This window comes from Alkalicoccus halolimnae (assembly GCF_008014775.2).
In the GTDB taxonomy this organism is placed as follows: Bacteria; Bacillota; Bacilli; order Bacillales; family Salisediminibacteriaceae; genus Alkalicoccus; species Alkalicoccus halolimnae.
This window is the reverse complement of record NZ_CP144914.1, coordinates 2936440-2960000: the sequence shown is the minus strand read 5'-3', so window position 1 is coordinate 2960000 and position 23561 is coordinate 2936440. Positions and strand designations below refer to the sequence as shown.

23 protein-coding genes and 1 rRNA gene are annotated in these 23561 nt (G+C 44.7%); 17 read left to right on the top strand and 7 right to left on the bottom strand.

What is annotated here, in order from left to right; genetic code table 11:
• The first annotated feature begins 126 nt into the window (after positions 1–126).
• The 3 genes from FTX54_RS13710 (at position 127) to FTX54_RS13700 (ending at position 3546) form a co-directional block, all read left to right on the top strand.
• Positions 127–1476 (top strand): sodium-dependent transporter, encoded by a 1350-nt coding sequence (locus tag FTX54_RS13710; RefSeq protein WP_147804298.1) that lies wholly within the window; start codon positions 127–129, stop codon positions 1474–1476.
• Between the two features lie 690 nt (positions 1477–2166).
• Entirely contained in the window at positions 2167–3051 is an 885-nt protein-coding gene (lipA, locus tag FTX54_RS13705) for a lipoyl synthase (protein WP_147804297.1), read from the top strand.
• Between the two features lie 177 nt (positions 3052–3228).
• Positions 3229–3546, top strand: a complete 318-nt coding sequence (locus FTX54_RS13700) for a YutD family protein (protein WP_147804296.1) — start codon at positions 3229–3231, stop codon at positions 3544–3546.
• Positions 3547–3592: 46 nt separating this feature from the next.
• On the opposite strand, the gene glpX is transcribed toward FTX54_RS13700, so the two are convergent.
• Positions 3593–4564 (bottom strand): class II fructose-bisphosphatase, encoded by a 972-nt coding sequence (gene glpX / locus FTX54_RS13695; protein ID WP_147804295.1) that lies wholly within the window; start codon positions 4562–4564, stop codon positions 3593–3595.
• Between the two features lie 121 nt (positions 4565–4685).
• Here glpX and FTX54_RS13690 point away from each other — a divergent pair, with 121 nt between their 5' ends.
• The 3 genes from FTX54_RS13690 (at position 4686) to FTX54_RS13680 (ending at position 7232) form a co-directional block, all read left to right on the top strand.
• The gene (locus FTX54_RS13690) at positions 4686–5183 is read left to right on the top strand and encodes a DUF86 domain-containing protein (RefSeq protein WP_338484921.1); all 498 of its coding nucleotides are present in this window, start codon (positions 4686–4688) and stop codon (positions 5181–5183) included.
• 2 nt (positions 5184–5185) lie between these two features.
• Positions 5186–5950: a TIGR01457 family HAD-type hydrolase gene (locus tag FTX54_RS13685; protein ID WP_147804293.1), complete on the top strand. Its 765-nt coding sequence runs from the start codon at positions 5186–5188 to the stop codon at positions 5948–5950.
• 313 nt (positions 5951–6263) lie between these two features.
• Positions 6264–7232, top strand: a complete 969-nt coding sequence (locus FTX54_RS13680) for a 2-hydroxyacid dehydrogenase (protein WP_147804292.1) — start codon at positions 6264–6266, stop codon at positions 7230–7232.
• A gap of 260 nt (positions 7233–7492) precedes the next feature.
• Here the strand turns inward: FTX54_RS13680 and FTX54_RS13675 are convergent, their stop codons facing one another.
• Positions 7493–7729 carry a NifU family protein gene (locus FTX54_RS13675; RefSeq protein WP_026697596.1) on the bottom strand — a complete coding sequence of 79 codons (237 nt, stop codon included), beginning with the start codon at positions 7727–7729 and terminating at the stop codon, positions 7493–7495.
• 129 nt (positions 7730–7858) lie between these two features.
• On the opposite strand from FTX54_RS13675, the gene FTX54_RS13670 reads away from it, so the two are divergent.
• Positions 7859–8164 carry a YuzD family protein gene (locus tag FTX54_RS13670; RefSeq protein ID WP_147804291.1) on the top strand — a complete coding sequence of 102 codons (306 nt, stop codon included), beginning with the start codon at positions 7859–7861 and terminating at the stop codon, positions 8162–8164.
• Positions 8165–8212: 48 nt separating this feature from the next.
• Here FTX54_RS13670 and FTX54_RS13665 read toward each other — a convergent pair whose 3' ends face one another.
• Entirely contained in the window at positions 8213–9292 is a 1080-nt protein-coding gene (locus FTX54_RS13665) for an NAD(P)/FAD-dependent oxidoreductase (RefSeq protein ID WP_147804387.1), read from the bottom strand.
• Between the two features lie 247 nt (positions 9293–9539).
• On the opposite strand from FTX54_RS13665, the gene FTX54_RS13660 reads away from it, so the two are divergent.
• Together FTX54_RS13660 and FTX54_RS13655 are read left to right on the top strand one after the other, a co-directional pair.
• Positions 9540–9776, top strand: coding sequence for a YuzB family protein (locus FTX54_RS13660; RefSeq protein WP_147804290.1), 237 nt, complete (start codon positions 9540–9542; stop codon positions 9774–9776).
• Between the two features lie 17 nt (positions 9777–9793).
• Positions 9794–10027: a hypothetical protein gene (locus tag FTX54_RS13655; RefSeq protein ID WP_147804289.1), complete on the top strand. Its 234-nt coding sequence runs from the start codon at positions 9794–9796 to the stop codon at positions 10025–10027.
• Between the two features lie 243 nt (positions 10028–10270).
• Here the strand turns inward: FTX54_RS13655 and mqnE are convergent, their stop codons facing one another.
• Complete coding sequence (mqnE, locus tag FTX54_RS13650) at positions 10271–11365, bottom strand: aminofutalosine synthase MqnE (RefSeq protein WP_147804288.1); 1095 nt, start codon at positions 11363–11365, stop codon at positions 10271–10273.
• Positions 11366–11548: 183 nt separating this feature from the next.
• Here mqnE and FTX54_RS13645 point away from each other — a divergent pair, with 183 nt between their 5' ends.
• Positions 11549–11899 carry a HesB/IscA family protein gene (locus FTX54_RS13645; protein WP_147804287.1) on the top strand — a complete coding sequence of 117 codons (351 nt, stop codon included), beginning with the start codon at positions 11549–11551 and terminating at the stop codon, positions 11897–11899.
• Positions 11900–11991: 92 nt separating this feature from the next.
• Here the strand turns inward: FTX54_RS13645 and FTX54_RS13640 are convergent, their stop codons facing one another.
• Positions 11992–12987 (bottom strand): NAD(P)/FAD-dependent oxidoreductase, encoded by a 996-nt coding sequence (locus FTX54_RS13640; RefSeq protein WP_147804286.1) that lies wholly within the window; start codon positions 12985–12987, stop codon positions 11992–11994.
• A 464-nt stretch (positions 12988–13451) separates the two neighbouring features.
• Here FTX54_RS13640 and FTX54_RS13635 point away from each other — a divergent pair, with 464 nt between their 5' ends.
• The 3 genes from FTX54_RS13635 (at position 13452) to FTX54_RS13625 (ending at position 15391) form a co-directional block, all read left to right on the top strand.
• Positions 13452–14657 carry an NAD(P)/FAD-dependent oxidoreductase gene (locus FTX54_RS13635; protein ID WP_147804285.1) on the top strand — a complete coding sequence of 402 codons (1206 nt, stop codon included), beginning with the start codon at positions 13452–13454 and terminating at the stop codon, positions 14655–14657.
• Positions 14658–14874: 217 nt separating this feature from the next.
• On the top strand, positions 14875–15000 hold the full coding sequence (locus FTX54_RS13630) for a YuiA family protein (protein WP_187254600.1): 126 nt from the start codon (positions 14875–14877) through the stop codon (positions 14998–15000).
• A gap of 70 nt (positions 15001–15070) precedes the next feature.
• On the top strand, positions 15071–15391 hold the full coding sequence (locus FTX54_RS13625; RefSeq protein ID WP_147804284.1) for a YuiB family protein: 321 nt from the start codon (positions 15071–15073) through the stop codon (positions 15389–15391).
• A 115-nt stretch (positions 15392–15506) separates the two neighbouring features.
• Here the strand turns inward: FTX54_RS13625 and FTX54_RS13620 are convergent, their stop codons facing one another.
• Positions 15507–15986: a divergent PAP2 family protein gene (locus FTX54_RS13620; RefSeq protein WP_147804283.1), complete on the bottom strand. Its 480-nt coding sequence runs from the start codon at positions 15984–15986 to the stop codon at positions 15507–15509.
• A gap of 930 nt (positions 15987–16916) precedes the next feature.
• On the opposite strand from FTX54_RS13620, the gene FTX54_RS13615 reads away from it, so the two are divergent.
• Genes FTX54_RS13615 through FTX54_RS13605 form a run of 3 tightly spaced genes read left to right on the top strand, consistent with a single transcriptional unit; the run spans position 16917 to position 19982 of the window.
• Positions 16917–17450, top strand: a complete 534-nt coding sequence (locus FTX54_RS13615; protein WP_246125650.1) for a TRAP transporter small permease — start codon at positions 16917–16919, stop codon at positions 17448–17450.
• A 33-nt stretch (positions 17451–17483) separates the two neighbouring features.
• Positions 17484–18758, top strand: coding sequence for a TRAP transporter large permease (locus FTX54_RS13610; protein ID WP_147804282.1), 1275 nt, complete (start codon positions 17484–17486; stop codon positions 18756–18758).
• Positions 18759–18818: 60 nt separating this feature from the next.
• A complete protein-coding gene (locus FTX54_RS13605; protein ID WP_147804281.1) occupies positions 18819–19982 on the top strand; it encodes a DctP family TRAP transporter solute-binding subunit in 1164 nt (387 codons plus the stop codon).
• A gap of 81 nt (positions 19983–20063) precedes the next feature.
• On the opposite strand, the gene FTX54_RS13600 is transcribed toward FTX54_RS13605, so the two are convergent.
• Positions 20064–20654 (bottom strand): biotin transporter BioY, encoded by a 591-nt coding sequence (locus tag FTX54_RS13600; protein WP_246125649.1) that lies wholly within the window; start codon positions 20652–20654, stop codon positions 20064–20066.
• A 1251-nt stretch (positions 20655–21905) separates the two neighbouring features.
• Here FTX54_RS13600 and FTX54_RS13595 point away from each other — a divergent pair.
• Positions 21906–23482 (top strand): 16S ribosomal RNA (locus tag FTX54_RS13595).
• Positions 23483–23561: the final 79 nt, after the last annotated feature.

The following is a 23561-nucleotide window of genomic DNA, read 5'->3' as shown; positions in this document are numbered from 1 at the left end:
GAAATAGCAAAGTGGCTGAACTTGAAAAAATAAGGAAATATTAAAGGGAGGAGGAATCAGTAGATTCTCATACTTATATCATGTTTAATCTATTAATTAGAAAGACAAATGAGGGGGGTAATGATCATGGATTTGAATAAACCAAGAGAAAGATTTACTTCAAGGCTCGGATTTATTCTTGCAGCGGTAGGTTCTGCCGTAGGGCTTGGGAATATATGGCGTTTTTCCTATGTTGCAGGGGAAAGCGGGGGCGCCGCTTTCCTGCTTGTTTACGTATTGTGTATTTTCCTTATCGGTCTGCCTGTACTTATGGCGGAATTTTCTATCGGTCGCAGAGGCCAGTCGGATGTTGTCGGTTCTTTTAATAACATAGCTCCCGGAAAACCGTGGGTGATCGGCGGTATCCTCGGAGTTCTCACGTCGTTTTTAATTCTTTCTTTTTACGGCGTTATTGCCGGGTGGGTCGGCCACTATATTTTCGCTTATCTTTCCGGTGATGCAGGAAGCGTAGCTGAAGGAGGCTATGCAGACTACTTTGTGAACTTTATCGGAGGTGTCGGCGGTCCGATTTTCTGGCAGGTACTGTTTATGGCATTTGTTATTGCTATCGTATTCTTCGGTGTAAAGCAGGGAATCGAGCTGTCCAATAAAATTTTCATGCCGCTGCTGGCTATTATTCTTATCTTTCTTGCAGGGTTCAGCTTAACGCTGGACGGAGCGGGGGAAGGACTTGCTTTCCTTTTCACTCCAGACTGGAATGCCTTTACTGATCCAAGCGTATATGCTTCTGCTGTCGGACAGGCGTTCTTCACGCTCTCGCTCGGTATGGGGGCAATGATTACTTACAGTAGTTATTTATCGAAAAATGCAAAACTTACAAGTGCTGCAGGTGGAGTAGTAACATTGGATACACTGTTTGCCATCATTGCAGGTATTGTTATATTCCCGGCAGTATTCACTTTCGCAAACATCGAGCCGGACGCAGGTCCGGGACTCATTTTCATCGTGCTTCCGGAAGTGTTTAACCAGATGGGGGCTGGAGGAACGGTATTCGCTATATTCTTCTTCTTCCTTGTTTTCATTGCTGCACTGTCTTCGGCAATTTCTCTGCTTGAAGTAAGTGTGTCCTACGTAATGCGTCAGCTGAACTGGCACCGCCGCAAAGCAACTCTTCTTGCAGGGCTCGCAGTAACACTGCTTGGGATTCCTTCTGCGCTCAGTCAGGGCGGTCCGCTGACGATGCAGATTGCGGGACTTCCGTTTCTTGATTTTATCGATATGATAACAGATCAGTACACGCTGCCTTTAGGCGGACTGATTGTCGCTTTATTTGTCGGATGGGGATGGAATAAAGTAGACGCACTTAAGGAAACGGGTCTAACGGATTCTGGTATTGGGATCCTCTGGATCTGGATGCTGAGAATTGTTGCTCCGTTAGGCATTATCTGGATTTTATTTCAAAATATTTTCGGTTAAGAGCATGATTTTATGTTCAGAGGAAACGAAGCTGTAATAAAACGGCTTCTTATAATCGTGAAGCGGCCTGACATAAATTGTCAGGCCGCTTTTACATGCCGGAAGGTGGAGCAGGTGGTTTTTCACGGGTAATTTTGAAAGATTAAAAGGCGCAGATTTATTACCGGGATCCAGTGTTTTTTAGGCTGCCTTGAAAATAAAGTAGATAAGCGGTGAACGTGCGCTTTCGTTTCCATGGAGACGCTCCGGGCCGGCCTCAGCTAATTCCGTCCTCCCTTCCGTCGAACGGAGTGGGCTCGTCCTTCATCGCCCAGGAGTCGCCCCATGTGCCCTCCAGCTCCCGGTAAAAATACGGAGGAGGATCTGTCTTCTAATAAAGAAAATCTCTTTTGACCATCATTCATTCCACCTGTATAAAGGGATGTTCGCTTCCTGTAGAAAGCCATTTTCATACCGCATGGTGCAAGGTTTTGCATGAGTGCCTCTGTTAACAGACTTTAACACAGCTTTTTTAATCCAGAAAATAAAAAGAAAGAGCAGACTTCTAACGGGATAGTTAATCGTCACCGCTGCTTCTGTAGTATACGTTGGATTCAGGCTGAAGGCTTTGAGTCTGATAACAAATTGTGATAAAGTTAGAATCGGAAACGTACATAATTTCAATAGTCTAAAAAAGGGGTGTGAGCTTTCGTGGCGAAGCAGGAAGAATACCTTCGTAAGCCGGAATGGTTGAAAATCAAGCTCAATACAAATGAGTCATATAAAGATTTGAAAAAACTGATGCGGGAGAAGCGTCTGCATACCGTCTGTGAAGAAGCGAAATGTCCGAACATTCATGAGTGCTGGGCGGAAAGAAAAACGGCCACCTTTATGATTTTGGGTGATGTATGCACCCGTGCCTGTCGGTTCTGTGCTGTTAAAACAGGGCTTCCGAATGAACTTGACTGGGATGAGCCGGAGCGCCTTGCCGAGTCTGTACAGGTCATGGGTTTGAAACACGTAGTTATTACGGCGGTAGCGAGAGATGACCTCCGGGACGGCGGTGCAGCTGTGTTTGCTGAAACTGTCAGACAGGTGCGGAAGCTGAATCCGGGAACGAGTATCGAAGTGCTGCCTTCCGACATGGGCGGCAAAGAGGAAAACGTGAAAACTCTGATTGATGCAAAGCCGGATATTTTTAATCATAATATTGAAACGATCCGCAGGCTGACTCCAAGAGTCCGTGCGCGCGCGAAATACGACCGCACACTTAATGTCCTGCGTATTTCGAAACAGCTTAACCCGACTATTCCTACGAAATCGAGCCTGATGATAGGTCTCGGTGAAACAAAAGAAGAGATCTTGGAATTAATGGACGATCTTCGTGAAGCGGACGTTGACATCATGACCATCGGCCAGTACCTGCAGCCATCTAAGTCCCATCTCAAGATCAAAAAATACTGGACACCTGAAGAGTTTGCTGAGCTGAAAGAGATTGCTCTTTCCAAAGGCTTTAAACACTGCGAGGCAGGACCGCTTGTCCGTTCTTCCTATCATGCCGATGAACAGGTTAACGCAGCCAAGGCAAACAGCTGATACGATTAAAATCGGGAGGGCCTGAAAAGTATTTCTTTTCAAGGCTCTTTTTATATGACTGTAAATAAAGCAGGAGATCTTTTTTTTATTCGACTGCTGGATAGATAATGTAATAAGGAATTGAAATTTTGGCTGTAATCCGGCAAGATAGAGAGTAAGAAGGCAGGTGGTTAGAGAATGATTGAAGTTCAGGGTAACACCTATGAAATGGTAGAAAATGTCCACGATGGATGGTCTGAGGAAGCTTTCAAAGAACGTTACAGTGATATATTAAATAAATACGATTATATCGTCGGGGACTGGGGCTATGAACAGCTCCGTCTGAAAGGGTTTTACGATGAGAATAACCGTAAATCCTCTGCCGATTCCAAAATCAGTTTTCTGAATGAATACTTGTATGAATACTGTAATTTCGGCTGCGCTTATTTCGTGGTGAAAAAAGTGAGAAAACCAAAAGTAGAGACAGAAACTGAAGAAGAAATTCAGGAAGTATAAAAACAGGCTCCGCCTTTTCTTATTATCGAAAAGGAGAGCCTGTTTTTTATTCTTTTTCCATAAGGTGAGGCTTCTGATTCAGACGGTGATGAGCTTTTATGAAACGGACTGTCCCGGTTTTAGCGCGCATAACAACCGTATCGGTTTCAACAAGGTCTTTGCCGAGGAAACGGACCCCTTCGAGAAGTTCTCCTGTCGATACCCCTGTAGCTGCAAAAATGGCATCGTCACTGCGTACGAGATCATCAAGGAAAAGCAGCTTATCAGGCTGTTCCATTCCCATATCCCGGCATCGTGCAGCCTCTTCGGCGTTGGAAGGAACGAGACGCGCCTGCATATCCCCGCCTAGTGCTTTAACGGCAGCGGCAGAAATAACCCCTTCCGGTGCTCCGCCGGTTCCAACAAACAAATCCATACCAGTGCGGGGCATAACTGCAGCGATAGAAGCGCCTACATCCCCGTCGCCGAAGAGCTTTACGCGCGCACCTTTCTGCTGTACGCGTTTTACAAGGTTGTTATGTCTTTCCCGCTCCTGAATAAGAACGGTGACGTCGCGGACACGTTTGTCGTTCATTTTCGCTACAATATCGATGGTTTTTTCGACAGGATCGTCCAGGCGGACAAGGCCGGCAGCTTCCGGTCCGACGACCAGTTTTTCCATATACATATCCGGGGCATGAAGCAGAGCACCGCGGTCGGCGACTGCGATGACCGCCATGGCGTTTGGATGACCTTTAGCTACAATATTAGTACCTTCGAGTGGATCGACAGCTATATCTACTTCCGGGCCGTTTCCAGTACCCAATTTTTCTCCTATGTAAAGCATGGGTGCTTCGTCGAGTTCCCCTTCACCAATAACGACGGTACCGGCCATATTTACGGAATCAAACATCGTCCGCATTGCCGAAGTGGCAGCGTCATCTGCTTCATTTTTCAAACCTCTTCCCATCCATTGAGCCGAAGCTAGTGCGGCTGCCTCTGTTACACGACCTACCTCAAGTGCTAATTCACGATCCATCTGAATTCCTCCAAATCTTTTTTTAATCCATGTATAATAAGGGTTGTACGCCAAATCCTTTACTATAGTATCAGACATTAATCGGAAAAGGAATGTCTTAATGAGATATTTATGAGGAATATTGAGTGGTAACGGATTCAATGTGACATACTATTCGGAAGGGGCAATTATTATGTACTTTGTAGACCGGAAATTAATTGCATCACGGCTCCGCTACATGGAAGAATTAACAGAAGTCTTTGAACAGACGTCCAGGGAAGAGGATAAAAAAGCTGTATTTGCGATGGAAAGAGTCTGTCAGATGATTATTGAGTCGATGATGGATGTTGGTAATCAGATGATTGATGGATTTATTATGAGGGACCCTGGAAGCTTTGAGGATATTGCTGCGATTCTCGTCGACGAACGTGTGATTTCGAAAGAGGAAGGCAGGCAGGTGGAGCAGCTTCTGCCGTGGCGAAAAACATTGCTTCAGGACTATACCAGCTACGACAGGCAGGAGATGATTACTTCATTTAACGATAACAAAGAGGCTTTTACGCATTTTCCGGAAAGAGTCAGAGCGTATTTAATAAATGAGCTCGGCCCGGTCTCTGCTTTTCTGCCGGAGGAGGAGTAGGTTTGAAACAGTATAAAGGATATCTTCTTGATTTAGATGGAACGATGTACAGAGGAAAAGAAGTTATTGATGCAGGGGTGCGTCTCGTTGAACGTCTGCGTCAAAAAAATATTCCCTACGTTTTTGTGACCAACAATTCTTCAAGACGCCCGGACCAGGTCGCGGAGAAACTGCAGGGGATGGGTATACCGGCGGCTGAAAAAAACGTCATGACAACTAGTATGGCCACAGCCCGCTACATAAAACAGACGTACGGAAAGGTACCCGTTTATGTTGTAGGAGAAGAAGGGATCCGTGATGCGGTGGAAGCGGAAGGTCTCATTATCTCGGATGACAAAGCGGATGTCGTGGTGATGGGCATCGACCGTGGCATTACCTATGAAAAATTGGCTGAAGCCTGTCTCTTTGTGAGAGAAGGAGCTGTTTTTCTTTCTACAAACGGAGATAAAGCGATTCCGACTGAACGGGGAATGCTTCCGGGTAATGGATCGCTGACTTCGGTCGTCCAGGTCTCGACCGGTGTTGATCCGTTGTTTATCGGGAAACCGGAAGCAGTGATTATGAATCAGGCGATGGAGGTACTCGGTACCGAAAAAGCAGAGACTCTCATGATAGGAGATAATTATGACACCGATATTCTCGCAGGCATCCGTGCAGGAATCGATACGCTTATGGTTTTTACAGGCGTTTCTACAAAAGAAGAAACAGCCGTCAAAAAAGAACAGCCAGTATGGACAGTAGACAGTCTCGACGAATGGACTCTTTAGGAATGGGTTTTGTTAGTGGCTGGTATTTTTTAGAGTACCTTCAGCAATCACGCCCTGAATTCCGGGTTGAATTTCTGCTTTTTTAAAAGTCGTTTCAAAAAACACTTTGACGCTGAGATTTACGGAATCAAAAGCTCGTTCATGAAAAGCAGATCGTCTTTTCGATCAATTATAAAAGTGGAACGGAAAGCGGCCTGTGAGAGAAATTGATTGAATCACCCCGTCTGGGAAGCGTCCCCATAGAAACGAAAACGCACGTTCATCACTTAACTGCTGTATTTTCAAGGCAGCCAAAAAGTAAAGGAGAGATAACATGTCGAAACCATTTGTTTATGTAACGAGACAACTGCCGGACGATGTGCTGAAGCCACTGCGTGAACAGGCAGAAGTGGAATGCTGGCCTTATACAGATGAACCGGTCCCAAGAGAAACACTGCTAGAAAAAGCGGCAGAAGCTGAAGGGCTGTTAACGATGCTGACCGATCAGGTAGATGAAGAACTGATGGAAAGGGCACCACGGTTAAAAGTAGCAGCGAACCTCGCTGTAGGTTTTGATAATATAGACACAAAAGAAGCATCAAAGCGTGGAATTATTATCTGTAATACGCCGGATGTTCTTACTGAAGCAACGGCAGACCTTGGATTTGCGCTCCTGATGGCTTCTGCAAGAAGAATTCCGGAAGCGGCAGAATATATTAAAAACGATGAATGGCATCAATGGTCCCCCTTTTTATTAGCAGGAAGTGATGTACATGGAAAGACACTCGGAATAATTGGAATGGGCAGAATCGGCGCTGCTATTGCAAAACGTTCGAAAGGATTTGATATGAACATTCTTTATCATAACCGCTCCCGCGCAGATGAAGCGGAGAGAGATCTGGGTGCGGTTTATGCATCGAAAGAAGAGCTGCTCAGACATGCTGATTTTGTCTGCATAGTAGCTCCACTGACTGACGAAACAAAAGGAATGATTGATAAAAAAGCATTTCAGTATATGAAATCCTCCGCTTTCCTTATAAATGTATCCCGTGGGCCGGTAGTGAACGAAGAGGACTTAATCGACGCTTTGGAAAGAAAGGAAATAGCGGGAGCAGGTCTTGATGTTTACGAACAAGAACCGATTGGAGCGAATCACCCGCTTCTGCAGTTTCCGCAGGTTACGGCCCTTCCTCATATCGGCAGTGCCACTACAGCGACTAGAAAGAAAATGGTTTCCCTGGCAGCAGAAAATATTGCTTTAGTCCTTCAAGGGAAAGAGGCTGCCACCCCTGTAAAGCAGTAGGAGGATCTTTCAAAATGAAAGGCTTACTTAGGAGATGGCTCTGTTAAAGCTGTTGTTGATAAATAAATAAAGCTCCGCTTCGGCCCGCCCGGAAAGCGTCCCCATGGAAACGAAAGCGCACGTTCATCACTTAACTACTTTATTTTCAAGGCAGCCTAGGAGATTAGGAGAGAGAACGCTTGTAAAACAACTCCCGGCATAAACCGAGTTCAAATAAAAAAACTCCGGCGCAAAGGCCGGAGTTTTTTTTGAATGGTTATTTAAAATACCTGCTCTAATTCCGTGAATCCAGGCACTTCTTCAAGAAGGGCACGCTCGATACCGGCTTTAAGAGTAATAGTTGAACTTGGGCAGGAACCGCAGGCCCCCATGAGACGTACTTTGACGACACCTTCTTCAATATCTACGAGTTCAACGTCGCCCCCGTCTCGAAGAAGGAAGGGACGCAATTTATCAAGAACTTCCTGCACTTGTGATTCCATTGTTTCTGTTGTCATTACACATACACTCCTTTCCTTTGCTCTCCATTATAATATTGATGGAAAGAAAAATCCACGTATGAGACTTAATTTATTCAGCTTAACTTCTGTTCATGCTAAAATTAGCCGTAAAAGGAGGGGGAAGGAATGAAAATAACTGTTTACGGAGCTGAACAAAAATGCGCCAGCTGCATTCATCTGCCGAGCGCCCTGGAAACAAAAGAATGGCTTGAGGCCGCTGTTTCAAGAAAATATCCGCATTATCCGATTGAATTTGTGTACTGTGACATTGAATCTCCGCAGACAGAAGAAGAAAAGATGTTTGCCGAGAAAATACTGGAGGACGAATATTTTTATCCGCTTGTAGTACTGGAGGGGAAAGTAGTTGCAGAAGGCGATCCTCGTCTCCCGAAAGTATATGAGCAGATTGAAGAAGTTCACAGCACAAACTAAAAGAACCGTCCTGTTTCCATGCAGGGCGGTTCTGTAAGGTGAAAGTCTTTATCCCGAATGGTGCTTGTACATCCAGAGAACCCCGGATTTCAACACGCGGGGGACCCGTCCGGTAAGCTGTCTTTCTCCCATAAGTCCAAATCCGTGTTTTTTACCGAGAGAACCAAGCACACCTTTTAATTTCATTTTCGGCATTTTTTCCGGATATTTTTCTCCACGCCATTTTTTACTGAGGAGGAGAGCAATATTATCTCCTTGTGCTTCCGCGAGCTGAGCACTCGGAGCGTGTTCGGAAGCTGCGCAGTCTCCAACTAAAAAAACGTTTTCATAATCCGGAAGATGGTGATATTTAGTCGTTTCTACACGGCCCATTCTGTCCGTTTCAAAGCCGTGCTTTTCGGCGAGGCTGCGTACCAGCTTATTCGGCTGAACTCCTGCTGTCCAGATAATCGCATCAAACTCTTCCGGCTCCTCGTGGTTATAAAGCGTTTTCCAATCCACTTTCGTAATGTTGGCACGGTTGATGATCGTCACATTATTTTCAATAAACCAGTCTGTTACATAGTTATAAAGCTTTGGAGGGAACATCGATAAAATATTATCACCGCGGTCATATAAGCGGATGTTGAGATCTTCACGGCTTTCCCGGAGTTCACTGGCCGTTTCCACTCCGCTGAGACCGCCGCCGACGATGGCGATTTTTCCCCCATGGGGAACATTTTGAATGATGGAGTTGGTTTTACGCGCCCGGCGCATGCTTTGAATACTGAGAGTTTTTTCTTCGGCTCCGGGGACACCGTGATGTTTGTCTTCACAACCGAGACCAATGAGGAGATCATCGTAAGTAAGAGAGTTCCCGGATTTTAAGGTAACTTCCTTCTCGTCGAGATGGATGTCTTTAATAGTGTCACATACGAGATTCAGACGGCTGTCGTCTGGAAATGGAATCCGCAGATGGCGGTCTGCTACGGTTCCTGCTGCAAGAGCGTAAAATTCTGTCTTTAAACTATGATAAGCTTCCCGTTCCACCAGAGTGATTTTGAAATCCTCTATTTCTTTGTCAGCCAATAGTCTCTGGATGACGCGAAGCCCTCCGTAGCCACCACCCAATATAACGAGATGATGCATCGGATCAACCCCTTTCAATCGTGCAAAAAGAGCATAAACGGCTGCAGTAAACAACGCTTATCGCTTCCTCGAACGATATGATTTGTTAAAATACCAGTTTAAATATACCAGTTTTTAAATAAGACTACAATCACTATTGAAAGCGTTTTGATACTGGAGGAAAGTCCTCCGGCACAAGCTGACTTGTTGACAAATAAAGCTGTCCCCCTTAGCATAAACGATGACGAACGTGAAGAGGTGAAAAGTAATGAAACCAATTATAGAGTTCTGCATCAGTAACCTGGCCAGCGGAACGCAGGCTGTTATGGAAGAACTGGAAAAGGATCCGGATCTCGATGTCATTGAGTACGGATGTTTAAGTTATTGCGGTATGTGTGCACGAAGCCGCTATGCGCTGGTGAACGGCGACATGGTTACCGGCGAAACAAATGATGAGCTGCTGGATAATATTTATCAGCATTTGGAAGAAAATCCAATGTTTTAGAAAGTGGGGTAGTTTTCATGGCCATTCCTTTTGATCATACTTTGCCTTATGAAAAGCAGATGGGTGAAATTTATGTGGATACCTGTCCCTACTGCGGGGAAGAAAATGTACTCACTTACATGAAGCCTGAAGCTTTATCCCGTGCGAAAGAGGGAGTAAAAACACGCTTGAATTTCCCTTGCTGCTTTCAGACGATGACGATCATAGAGGCAGATGATGATTATTTCTGGGCTGATGAAAGCCTCCGCTAATCGGCAGGGCAGTAAAAGTTCTGCATTTCTTCGCAGCCGCATAACTGATAAAAAAGGGCCTTTCTCCTGGAACTTTCGGGAGAAGGGCCTTTTTTGTACAGGGTTGTTGAAATTGCATGCTTTTTGGAGCCTGTGGCATTATCGGCAGACTTAATCAACAGCAGAAGGCTTTCATAACAAGGAAGTCATGAAAGCCTTCTATATTTCTTTGAGGAAAGCCGGGAAAAGGCTTTCCTTTTTTAATTAATAAGTTTTAATAACATTGTAGAAGGTGTCTCTCTCTACTGGTGTCTTTCCAGCGCCTTTAATCATGTGGACAAGTTCACTTCGTGTCAGGCTCTGGGAAGTAAGAGCACCAACGGCGTGGGAAATACGTTCTTCAACCAGCGTGCCGTGAATGTCTGAACTTCCGAATGCCAGGGACATCTGAGTCAGCTGCACGCCGATATTAATCCAGTAAGCTTTAATATGGTCGAAATTATCGAGCATGAGCCTGCTGATTGCTACGGTGCGCAGGTCGTCATAGGCGGATGTGCGGCGTTTCAATCCGGCAGTCGCTTTTCTCGGCTGCATAGCAAGTGGAATAAATACCATAAAACCGTTTGTTTTATCCTGAAGCTGACGCAGGCGGTCCATATGAATAAGCCGCTCTTCTTTTGATTCAATCGATCCGTAAAGCATCGTAGCATGCGTTTTCATACCAAGGTCATGGGCGATTTCGTGAGCTTCCAGCCATTGGTCGGTAGAGGCTTTATCGGGACTCATTTTAGCACGGTAATTTTCTGTGAGTATTTCTGCTCCGCCTCCCGGAAGAGTATCGAGCCCTGCTTCCTGCAGCTGTTCAAGCACCTGGCGCATTGTTTGACCGGAATGACGCGCAAAAAACTCTATTTCCGCTCCTGTGTAGGCTTTAATGGAACACTGCGGATAATGTTTTTTCAGAGTGCGTACAGTATTTAAGTAATAGTCAAACGGCACATCCGTATTATGTCCCCCCACAATATGAAATTCACGGATACCATCGCTCCATCTTTTTTCTACATATTCGAGGAGCTCCTTTTCGTGCATCGTATAGGCACCTTCTTCGCCGGGTTTGCGTTTGAAACCGCAGAACGAGCAGCTTGCTTCGCAGACGTTAGTCGGATTTATATACAAATTTTCAATGAAATAAACGTTATCTCCGTTTTTCTTATCGTTAACCTGGCTGGCCATCTGGGCTACTGTCAGTAAATCAGGTGTTTCATAAAGCGTCAATCCATCTTCGATAGTCAGGCGTTCGCCGTTTTGTACTTTCTGCTGAATTGCCTGCAGTTTATCGTCCAGTAAAATTGTACTCATGTTTATCCCCTGCCTTTATCATGTTAAAGTGTGCGGTCTCATTCGCTGCACGAAACTCTTTCTATCTTACCACCAACGAAACGGGGTTGCCAAACGATAGATACAAGTTCAGGAAATTTGAAGCATATAACCTCACTTGTTATACTGTTAGTAGACAAGTTGAAAAAAGGAGGCGTTATATAGATGATTACGATTACAGAAGCTGCAGCGTCACAGATTAAGCAGATGATGAGCGACAGTGAAGAAGCGAACTACATGCGCGTAGGCGTGCAGGGCGGAGGCTGTACCGGTCTTTCTTATGGTATGGGGTTTGATTCAGAAGTACATGAAGATGACCAGCAGATTACCATCAATGGAATTGCCCTCGTTATAGATGAAGAAAGTGCTCCGATGCTTGATGGGGTGAAGATCGATTATAAAGAAAACATGATGGGCGGCGGATTTACGCTCGATAACCCGAACGCAATTGCAAACTGCGGCTGCGGAGCTTCTTTTAAAACAGCAACGAATGCCGGAAAGCCGGAAAGCTGTTAAAGGAGCCTTTAACGCTTCGCACAAAAAAGCGTCATGACGAAAAAATTGTCATGACGCTTTTTTTATAAAGCCGGTTCCTCTTTTCATCCCATTTAAAAGAGGCTTGTACTGTGTCCGGCGGTGGCTTTGGCTTTCGGATCAATATGCACTTTTGCTTTGTTTACAGCTGTTGGTGCTTCGCCGAAGCCGGTAGCAATCAACTTGGCTTTACCTTCATAAGTGACAATGTCTCCAACGGCGTAAATGCCTTCGATATTCGTTTCCGTGCTGGAATTAACAACAATGGAGTTTTTTTCAATGTCGAGGTCCCATTTTTTGATCGGACCAAGATTGGAGACGAAGCCGTAGTTGACGATAAGCGAATCGATGTTTACGTGTTCTGTTTCTTCTCCGTCTTTGTGTTTCAGCGTTACACTGGTAATGCGGTTGTCATCGTAATGGATCTCATCGACATTAAACGGTGTTTTTACATTAATTTTCTGTGATTCTTCCATTTGATTAACGCTGTGTTCATGCGCACGGAAAGTATCCCGGCGATGTACAATCGTAACTTCCTCTGCGATGTCTTCAAGCATCAGCGTCCAGTCAACCGCAGAATCGCCTCCACCGGCAAGCACGACACGGTCCCCGGCAAACTGGTTAATGTCATTAACGAAATAATGAAGGTTGGCGTTTTCAAAACGTTCCGCTCCCTCAATTTTGAGACGGCGGGGCTGGAAAGCTCCAACGCCTGCAGCAATAACTACGGTTTTCGTAAGATGTTCATCCTTATCTGTTCGAAGAGTGAAAGTCCCTTCAATGTCTTTTTCAATGTCCTGAACGGATTCGCTGAGGACAATTTCCGGCTCAAACTGCATTGCCTGATCGACGAGATTATCGACGAGTTCCTGGGCCAGAACTTTCGGGTAGCCTGCGATATCATAAATGTATTTTTCCGGATAAAGAGCGGAAAGCTGACCTCCGAGCTGGGGCATTGCTTCGATAATTTTCACTTTCATCTGCCGAAGACCGGCGTAAAAAGCAGTATATAAACCAACGGGCCCGCCGCCGATAATTGTAATATCATAAATTTCCCGATCCTGTGACACGATATTGACACCTCCGCGATATATTTGTTCTACTAACCAATTATAGACGTTTCAGAGATAATTGAAAAGGTTCCTGCCTGTAAAAGCCTCAAAGCATAAAAAGAGTGCAGCAGGTAAAAGAGGTGATAGTGAAAGCCTTTTCACTTATCTATCATGTGGAAGGAATCAACGAAATTAAACGAGGAAATGCGCCCTGTATTTCATATCCTGGTCAGCATGTAAAAAAGTTGAAAGAAAAGAATTGAAAAAGTTCATGAGATGTTCAAAAAGTAGTTGAAAAGGGCAGGGAAACGTCCTATGATTGGAGAGGGAATCAAATAGGATGCTTATGTACGCTTTACAACCAGCTGTGCATTTCTATAAATTTATACGTGAAATGAATCACATAAGGGTGGTGTACATATCCGCTTAAAAGGGTACAAAAACTGTAGCGTCGAAAATATATTAATTGGAGTGAGTGCAGAATGAATAAACCGAAAATAGTAATTCTTGGCGCCGGCTACGGCGGCATGATTGTCGCTTCCCGCCTTCAAAAATCCACGGTGGCAAAAGATGCTGAAATTACCCTTGTCAACCGCCATGATTACCACTACCAGACTACATGGCTTCATGAACCTGCTGCAGGGACTATGCATCACGATAAGACACGTATGAAAATCGACAGCGTTATCGACACTAAAAAAGTTAATTTTATTAAAGGTGATGTAAAAGAAATCAAGAAGGACGAGAAGAAAGTCGTGCTTGATGAAATGGTGCTCGACTACGACTATCTCGTAGTAGGTCTTGGAGCTATTCCAGAGACTTTCGGTATTCCAGGTGTAAAAGAACATGCCTTTGCGATCCGCAGCGTAAACTCCGTCCGGTTAATTAAAGAACATATTGAGTATCAGTTTGCCAGCTATAATAAACAGGCAGCGGATCAGGACGGCAAACTCACTTTCGTCATCGCAGGTGCCGGATTTACAGGGATTGAGTTTGCCGGGGAAATGACTGAGCGGATCCCGGAATTATGTGAATACTACGATATTCCGCGTGAAAAAGTACGAATTCTTTCCATTGAAGCAGCTCCGACTGCACTTCCCGGTTTTGACGAAGAGCTCGTTGAGTATGCGATGAATGTGCTGGAGAGCCGCGGCGTTGAGTTTAAAATCAGTATGCCTATTAAAGAAGTGACGGCAGACAGTGTTATCCTGAATGATGATACGGAAATCAAGACAAATACGATCGTCTGGACTACAGGCGTGCGCGGAAATCCAGTTATTGAAGACTCCGGATTTGATTCCATGCGCGGCCGTATCAAAGTCGAAAAGGACCTTCGTGCACCGGGATATGAAGACATTTTCGTCATCGGTGACTGTGCCCTCATTATCAATGAGGAGACAGAGCGTCCATACCCGCCGACCGCACAGATTGCAATTCAGCAGGGAGCTGCCTGCGCGAACAATCTGAAAGCGCTCGTGGAAGGCAAGAAAGAGATGGAGCAGTTTACTCCGGATATTAAAGGGACTGTTGCTTCTCTCGGCGGTAAAGAGGCGATCGGAATTGTCGGTACACGAAAAATTTACGGGAATTCTGCATCCGCTGTAAAGAAAATGATCGATAACCGTTATCTGTTCCTCCTCGGCGGAATGCCTCTGGTCATTAAAAAAGGCAAGCTGAAAATGTTTTAATCAGTAATACGAGGTCTGTGTTGAAAAATTTTATTTATGCTTGACCAAAACCTTTATTTATTTCTATAAAAGTTCCGGGGGAATTTTGTTTATTCCTCCGGACTTTTTTTATTGTCAGCATTCAGAAAACCATATTTGTTCAAGCTGATGCGTTGACACCGGGAATATCCTGATATATTATCAGAAATATCAGATAAATAGGTGCGAGGTGAAAAAGATGTATCAGCGCAAACGTTTGAAACGCTCCCAATGTTCTTACTGCACAGGGAGAGGGTACCATCAGCTTCTGCTTGGCGGATCCGAAACATGCAGCAGCTGTCACGGCACGGGAAAAGCTAAATAGTATTTCGTGTTTGACGTCTCTCTTTCAATTCAGTAAACTTATTTTGACTGCATGAAGGGGGACTCCACGAGTGTTAAATTTACCACAGCTTATTATTGCCGTACTTTTATATTTTGTACTCTTTTTTGGTATTGGATTTATTTTAAATATGCTGCTTCGATCCACTTGGGTCATGGCTGTAATTTATCCAATTGTTATTCTGTTTATAGTCGATGATGCTGGATTTTTCAATTACTTCTCTTCCCCGGCAGCTTCATTCTCCGGACTGGGCACTACGCTCGGATCTTTAACGGCCGCGGACGTTGTTATTCTTATTGCAGGAATGGGCGGTGCTGTCCTTGCTGGTATAGCTATCAGAATGCTTCGGGTAAGAGGTTATCAGATGTTTTAAAGTAACTCGGTTTTCACCGTTGCTTAAGGATATCCCGTTTCCATCTGACAAGTGCTCCTATAAGAACACTCAGCTTAAAAAGCTGTGCATGCCAAAAGGGCACGCACAGCTTTTTTTATGCCTGAAAAATAAAGTGAAGGGAAACAGCAAGAATAATTCCGAGTATAGCTCCAAAAAATACTTCAATAGGCTGATGGCCGAGAAGTTCTTTTAATTCGTTCCGCTTCTCTTCTTCCTGTTTCTCCGGCCAATGCTTCATTTCGTCCCTTATTTTAGTGAAGTCCATTACAAGCTGATTTACTACCGTAGCCTGTTCACCGGCGTGTCTTCTAATACCTGTGGCATCAAACATGACGATAATGCCGAAGACAACGGAAATAGCAAAGTAGGGAGAGCCCACCCCATATTCAATTGCAAGGGCAGTAGATAGAGCAGTAACTGCTCCAGAATGAGAGCTTGGCATCCCGCCGGTGCTTGTAAGCAGTTTCCAGTCAATTTTTCGTGTAGCGAGATACTGCAGCGGGACCTTAATAAATTGTGCAAATCCAATTGTAAATAGTGCTACTAATAAGGGAAAATTAGAAAAAAATGCCATGTGCAAGGATCTTCCTTTCCTTGTGCTGTATAGTTATAAGCGTATTTACCATTATATCATAACCGGAAGAACAGCTCCTAAAACAGCCGGCTGATAAATTCGAAAATCAAATTTTTGGAATATGATTACAGCTGAATAAATTTCGTATGTCGTGATAAAAAAGAGGGGGTGAACATCAAAAGTGATTTCCATCAGCAGAGGCCAGCTTTCCTCGTTTCTTTTAAATATGGCGTTTAAATGCAGTTGATTTGATTATAACGGTTCGTATATTTCCTGATAAAAACGCTTGTAGATGAGATTCAACGATAATTAAGGCTCTGTTAAAGCTTTAACAGAGCTATAATTAAAGAGATAATCTGTAACGTAGGACTATTGTATTATTTATGTAAAATAGATCTAAAGGGGCAGGTCTTTACTCGAGGTATCAAGAATATTATTTTATAGGAGTGTAGTATTTCTATTTTCTTCATAAATACAATCTCCTTCTTTCAAACTGGGAGAAACATCCCGGAATATTTGGCACTGGAAGAAAAAAACGAGAAAATTTGCGAGGATGGATTCAAGGGTAAAGAACTTGGCTGATTAAAGTGTCATATAAGAACTCATAAGCTATCTTCATCGAGCGGAGAGAGCCATCTTAACGTGGAGTTCAAGAAAACGATTTCATTCTATGTGGTGATAAAAACCAGCGTTGTAAGCAGGTGAATAAAGGAAAGTGGGGGTAGTCTTCTCTTAGGGGCGTATTTGTACCTATATGAGTTTTGAATCTTTACAGAACATGTATTATCCTATTTAATAGGCTCCTCATCGATTACATTACATATTTATAAATGGGGTTAATTAATTAGAGCGTCAGAGAAGGAAACAAATATATTTGTTTCCTTCCTTCGTTCCAGGACAAATTAAAGTAATTAAAGGGGGGACAGGGATTTGGGCAAAATAATGAAATTTTTTGGAATGCTGGATGCCGGGCTGCATACATTGGAAAAATTCATTCTTAAATGGGCGATTATTGTTATATCTGTAATGACTTTCGGAAATGTGGTTTATCGAATGATTACAGGGAGCAGCTGGCATTTTGCGGCAGAGATCAGCAGATTGTCTGTTATCGTTGCCAGTTTTATCGGCATCAGCTATGCGGCAAGAAAAGGCAGACACATAAGTATGTCGGCATTTTTTGACCTTTCACCCAGACCTGTTAAAAAGACGCTGGCGATTATCATTCCTTTCGTTACAGCAATTGTACTGTTTGCTGTAGGTTATTTTGCCACGCTTTATGTCTACGGCATTTATGAAACCGGCCGGACAACTGCGGCTCTGCAATTTCCATTCTGGCTCATGGTAGCTGCCATACCGATTGGCTGCTTTCTTGGAGGGCTCCAATTCCTGCGCAATATGTGGATGAACATTATTCATAAAGAAATTTATCTTGCTCAGGATAAAAAAGATTATGACGAACAGTAACGAAAATCTTATAAGAACAGCGAGGGACAAATTATGCTTTGGACATTATTAGGGGTAATGGTCATTACGCTGCTGCTCGGTTTTCCAATGATGATTCCGCTTATTGCCGGACCGCTCATTATGATTCTGTTCTTCATGGAAGGGCTCGATCCGACAATAATGATTCAGCAGATGGCGGAAGGTATATCTTCTTATGTACTACTAGCTGTGCCGCTGTTTATCTTTGCAGCTGATATTATGACATCGGGCAGAACCTCCCAGAAGCTTCTGGATTTTGTCGGTGCTTTCGTCCGTCACATGAGCGGCGGTTACGCGATCACGACAGCAGCTGCCTGTACAATGTTTGGTTCTATTTCAGGATCAACCCAGGCTACAGTAGTAGCGATTGGTAAACCGATGAGGGAGAGGCTTCTGAAAGTAGGGTATAAAGATTCGAGTGCTATCGCACTCATTATCAACTCCAGTGACGTAGCATTACTTATTCCACCGAGTATCGGGATGATCATTTATGCACTTGTTTCTGATGCCTCGGTAGGCGATCTATTTATTGCGGGTATTGGGCCCGGTGTACTTATTTTTATTTTCTTTTCCATCTACGCTTATATTCATGCGAAAATTTACAACATTCCACTGGCGGATAAAGCAACATGGCAGGAAAAGAGAAGTGTGTTTGTTAAAGCGCTGCTGCCTCTTGGATTTCCGATAATTATTATCGGGGGTATCTATACAGGGCAGTTTACACCAACAGAAGCAGCAGGAGTTTCCGTCCTCTACGCACTCATTTTGGAAGTGTTTATCTTCCGTTCGATTAAACTGAAGGAAATTCCGGATATTGCTCTGTCCTCCGGGATAGTAACATCCGCGGTGTTTGTACTTGTAGCAGGCGGTCAGGCTTTTTCATGGGTAATCTCCTTTGCGAGAATCCCGACAATGCTGACGGATGCAGTTTTACCGGCCGATCCAACAGCGCTTAATGTACTTATTATTGTAGCGATTTTCTTTTTCGTCGGATGTATGTTTGTCGATCCGATTGTGGTAATTCTTATTCTGACGCCGATATTCGCACCTGTGGCATCGATGGCCGGCGTCGATCCGATTCACCTGGGTGTCGTCATTGTTTTCCAGGCGGCCCTTGGTTCGGCAACACCTCCGTTTGGAGTCGATATATTCACGGCCAGTGCGGTGTTCAACAAATCCTATTTAGAAGTTATAAAAGGGACACCGCCCTATATTGTCATATTGCTGTTTACGTCAGTTCTGGTAATCGTTTTTGAAGATATTTCTCTATTCCTGCTTAATTTATTTTAAGCTGGAATAGGAAAGGTCTTTGAAATATATAAAAAATTCTTTTTGGGGGTATGTAAACAGATGTTTAAAAAAACGGGTTTACTAACAGGAGCATTAACTTTAGGTCTCGTTCTTACAGCCTGCGGCGGTAACGACGGAGGAGATAATGGTGGAAACGACGGAGGAAATAATGGAGGCAACGGCGGAGAAAACACGAACGAAGAAGGAAATGACGCCGATGCAGGAGCAGAAAATGATGGTGAGGGAGAAACTGTTGATGTGGAACCTCAGGAATGGCGTTTTGTAGTTGAAGAAACACAGGGCCAGGTTCAATATGTATATGCACAGGAGTTTGCTGATCTCGTAAGCGAGAAGTCAGACGGAGCTTTAGAAATAGATGTATATGAGTTTGGTGCACTTGGAAGTGAAGTAGACCAGGTGGAACAGTTAACAGGCAACGTTGTTGAGTTTGCTATTATCTCTCCAGGTTTCACAGGTACTTTAGTTCCGGAGGGGAATATTTTTGCCCTTCAGTTCCTGTTTACAGATGATCAGGAATTAAACCAGGAGATCTTAAATGATTCTGAAGCAATTAACGAGCACCTCGCAGCGAAGTATGAAGAACAGGGAATCATGCCACTATCCTTCTGGACAGAAGGGGCTATGCAGTGGACTGGTAATTCAGAACTCCGTACACCAGAAGATTTCGAAGGCTTCCAGATGCGTACTCAGGAGTCTCCACTAATTCTGGAATCGTATGAAGCGTATGGAGCTAACCCAACTGCCATGAGCTGGGGCGAGCTTTATACCGGTCTTCAGCAGGGAGCTGTTGAAGGTCAGGAAAATCCTATTTTCTTCATTGCAGACGCCAACTTTAACGAAGTTCAGGATCACATGACGATATCCAACCATAATATGTACGTTACAATGACAACTGTTAATCCTGATTTTTACGAAGGTCTGGATGAAGCGACGCAGGGTATTATCGATGAATCTATCGAAGAGATGCGCCAGCGAGGTTTCGATATCCAACAGGAACAGAATGATGAATTCTTGTCACAAATCGAAGATGACGATGAAAATCCTACTGAAATCTATGAGCTGTCTGAAGATGAGAGAGACGCTTTCCGTGAACTCGCTCTACCTGTCCGTGATTACTACCGTGAAAATGGTGGAGATGATGCGGAAATGATTCTTGATATGCTTGAAGAAGAAATTGAAGAAGCAGGCGGAACTGTCGAATAAGTCATTTTCCATTAAAAAAGCCGGTCCCATCATGGGGCCGGCCTTTTTGTATTTCGCGAACCTGCGAATAATACCTCTAAATCAGGCTGCTTGCTGCCATACGGGGCGAATCGCCCTGCGGGAATACAGCTGAGCAGCCAAAGCAGCAGTAAAAAAGACAAGAATGAGATCTTTAATGAAGAAAGCGCTCATTCCTCCTGCGATGAGCAAGAAGCTTGTGTCGGTCACTCCAAGAATCGTTACCGTGTAGAAATACAAATAAGGAACTCCTATGCCGTAATTGAAAAGCAGTCCGGTTAAGCCCGCTATAAAAAAGCCGCTTTTCGTTTTAGTTTTCATCAACTCCATAACAAATCCTGAAGAAAAAGCGATAAACAAAAACGAAACGAGGAAACCGAAAGTGGGAGATGCGAGTACGGAAACGCCCCCAGAGAAGCCTGCAAAGATAGGGACACCGGTAAGGCCGAGCAGGATGTAGCCGGCTATGGCAAGAGTACCTAATTTTTTGCCGAGTATAATACCGGCAAGCACAGCTACGACTGTTTGAAAGGTCAGAGGGACTCCTCCAAGTGTAATGAAAGCGGTAAGGTTAGCGCCGATAGCCATAAGCGCGATGAACATGGCTGCATATGTAATATGTACGGTCTGGACCTTTGGTTTTGTGGCAGTCATAAACTCTCCTCCTTTTAATGTTAACCTTATTTAAATAAGGTTAACATTAGCATACTTCGTGTAAATATTAATTGTCAATTCCTCTTTTGAAATTTGTCTCTGCAGCATTCGCGGACCTGCACTCATTTGGTGTAAATCAGTTAAATATTTATAAATTAACTCAATAGTTCTTTCCTTCCAGCTTTTTTAGGGAAGGTACAGCCTGCAGACCAGCAACAGGGTTCACATTTACTTTTTTCTGTAAGAAGCGTATTCGCTGCTGCTATTACAGGAAAACCCGCTGTAAACCGGCAGATGAACTATGCAGCTTCCATCTCCGCGGTCAGGCGGGAGTGCGGCGGCCGCTCTTCAATAACTCCATTAAACACGACCAAAGCTTAAATTTTCACGTGTCCGGAAATATGTTTGAATGCCAAAAACTAATATGAATATGCATTGCCCCACCTTTTTTAAAAGAGTTCTTCCGCTTTCATAATCCGGGTGCCGGAACCCCGGGAGTTTGGAGGTAGATGCTAAGGATTTTCATATTATTGACTTTCAATAGCCGGAAGCACAGTAGATGGAAAGGAGCCAGCATATTATTTCTCTTATATGAAACGGTCAGACACCTGTGAAGATCTATCCGGTCTCAGAATGGGGAGAGCGGCAGCTGTGAAAACGACTTAAAAGCCTGATAATAAAAAACGACTGGAAGTGACCTGTACTAAATGAAAAGTTGTTATAATGAAGTTTAGAATTCAAAAAGTTTACCAAGGCGAAGAAGAGAAGGGTTCAGACGAATGAAATTACAAATTTATTTAATCGTCTTGACCTCGGGAGTCAAAATCAATATAATGTATCAAGTCGCCGAAATTATATATTTTATATTCCGGGTTCCAGCTTTTTTGTACTTCGCTGACGCCAAGCTTTAAAAAGCATCAAAAAGATTTGTTGAAAAAGGTTGTCAGGAGTAAGCTGGTTTGGTATATTATTATTTGTCGCTGATGAGGCGAAAATTAATTAAAGCATTGCGAAGAAAAATGCGTTGAAAAAAGCATTGACTTCATATGCTGAAAATGATATATTTATTAAGTCGCCAAAAACAGGCGGCGCTGTGATTTGCCCTTTGAAAACTAAACAAAAGACGATTGTGAAGGAAAAAAGAGAATGAATCATTCTCTGTCAATTTATTATTAAAGAATCTTTAGCCAGATTCAGTTTTGAAAGCGAAGCATCCCGCTTCGCGATGTCAGAAGTTCAAACTTCGACGATTTATCGGAGAGTTTGATCCTGGCTCAGGACGAACGCTGGCGGCGTGCCTAATACATGCAAGTCGAGCGCAGGAAGCAGGCAGCGCCCTTCGGGGCAAAACCTGTGGAATGAGCGGCGGACGGGTGAGTAACACGTGGGCAACCTGCCTTCCAGGCCGGAATAACCCCGGGAAACCGGGGCTAATGCCGGATGATCAAGCGGCTCGCATGAGCGGCTTGTCAAAGGGGCGGAGACTTCGGTCTCCTCCCGCTGGAAGATGGGCCCGCGGCGCATTAGCTTGTTGGTGGGGTAACGGCCCACCAAGGCGACGATGCGTAGCCGACCTGAGAGGGTGATCGGCCACACTGGAACTGAGACACGGTCCAGACTCCTACGGGAGGCAGCAGTAGGGAATCATCCGCAATGGGCGAAAGCCTGACGGTGCAACGCCGCGTGAACGATGAAGGTTTTCGGATCGTAAAGTTCTGTTGTGAGGGAAGAACAAGTGCCGGTCGAACAGGCCGGCACCTTGACGGTACCTCACGAGAAAGCCCCGGCTAACTACGTGCCAGCAGCCGCGGTAATACGTAGGGGGCAAGCGTTGTCCGGAATTATTGGGCGTAAAGCGCACGCAGGCGGTCTCGTAAGTCTGATGTGAAAGCCCACGGCTCAACCGTGGAGGGTCATTGGAAACTGCAGGACTTGAGTGTAGGAGAGGAAAGTGGAATTCCACGTGTAGCGGTGAAATGCGTAGATATGTGGAGGAACACCAGTGGCGAAGGCGACTTTCTGGCCTACAACTGACGCTGAGGTGCGAAAGCGTGGGGAGCAAACAGGATTAGATACCCTGGTAGTCCACGCCGTAAACGTTGAGTGCTAGGTGTTAGGGGTTTCGATGCCCTTAGTGCCGAAGTTAACACATTAAGCACTCCGCCTGGGGAGTACGGCCGCAAGGCTGAAACTCAAAGGAATTGACGGGGGCCCGCACAAGCAGTGGAGCATGTGGTTTAATTCGACGCAACGCGAAGAACCTTACCAGGTCTTGACATCCTTTGAACACTCTGGAGACAGAGTTTTCCCCTTCGGGGGACAAAGTGACAGGTGGTGCATGGTTGTCGTCAGCTCGTGTCGTGAGATGTTGGGTTAAGTCCCGCAACGAGCGCAACCCTTGACCTTAGTTGCCAGCATTTGGTTGGGCACTCTAAGGTGACTGCCGGTGATAAACCGGAGGAAGGTGGGGACGACGTCAAATCATCATGCCCCTTATGACCTGGGCTACACACGTGCTACAATGGATGGTACAAAGGGCAGCGAAGCCGCGAGGTGGAGCGAATCCCAGAAAGCCATTCTCAGTTCGGATTGCAGGCTGCAACTCGCCTGCATGAAGCCGGAATTGCTAGTAATCGCGGATCAGCATGCCGCGGTGAATACGTTCCCGGGCCTTGTACACACCGCCCGTCACACCACGAGAGTTTGTAACACCCGAAGTCGGTGAGGCAACCCTTTTTGGGACCCAGCCGCCGAAGGTGGGACAGATGATTGGGGTGAAGTCGTAACAAGGTATCCGTACCGGAAGGTGCGGATGGATCACCTCCTTTCTAAGGAGCTCGAGTAAGCTCACTTATCGATTTCCTTCCTTTCGTTCTTTTGTTTAGTTTTGAGAGGGTTAACACCTCT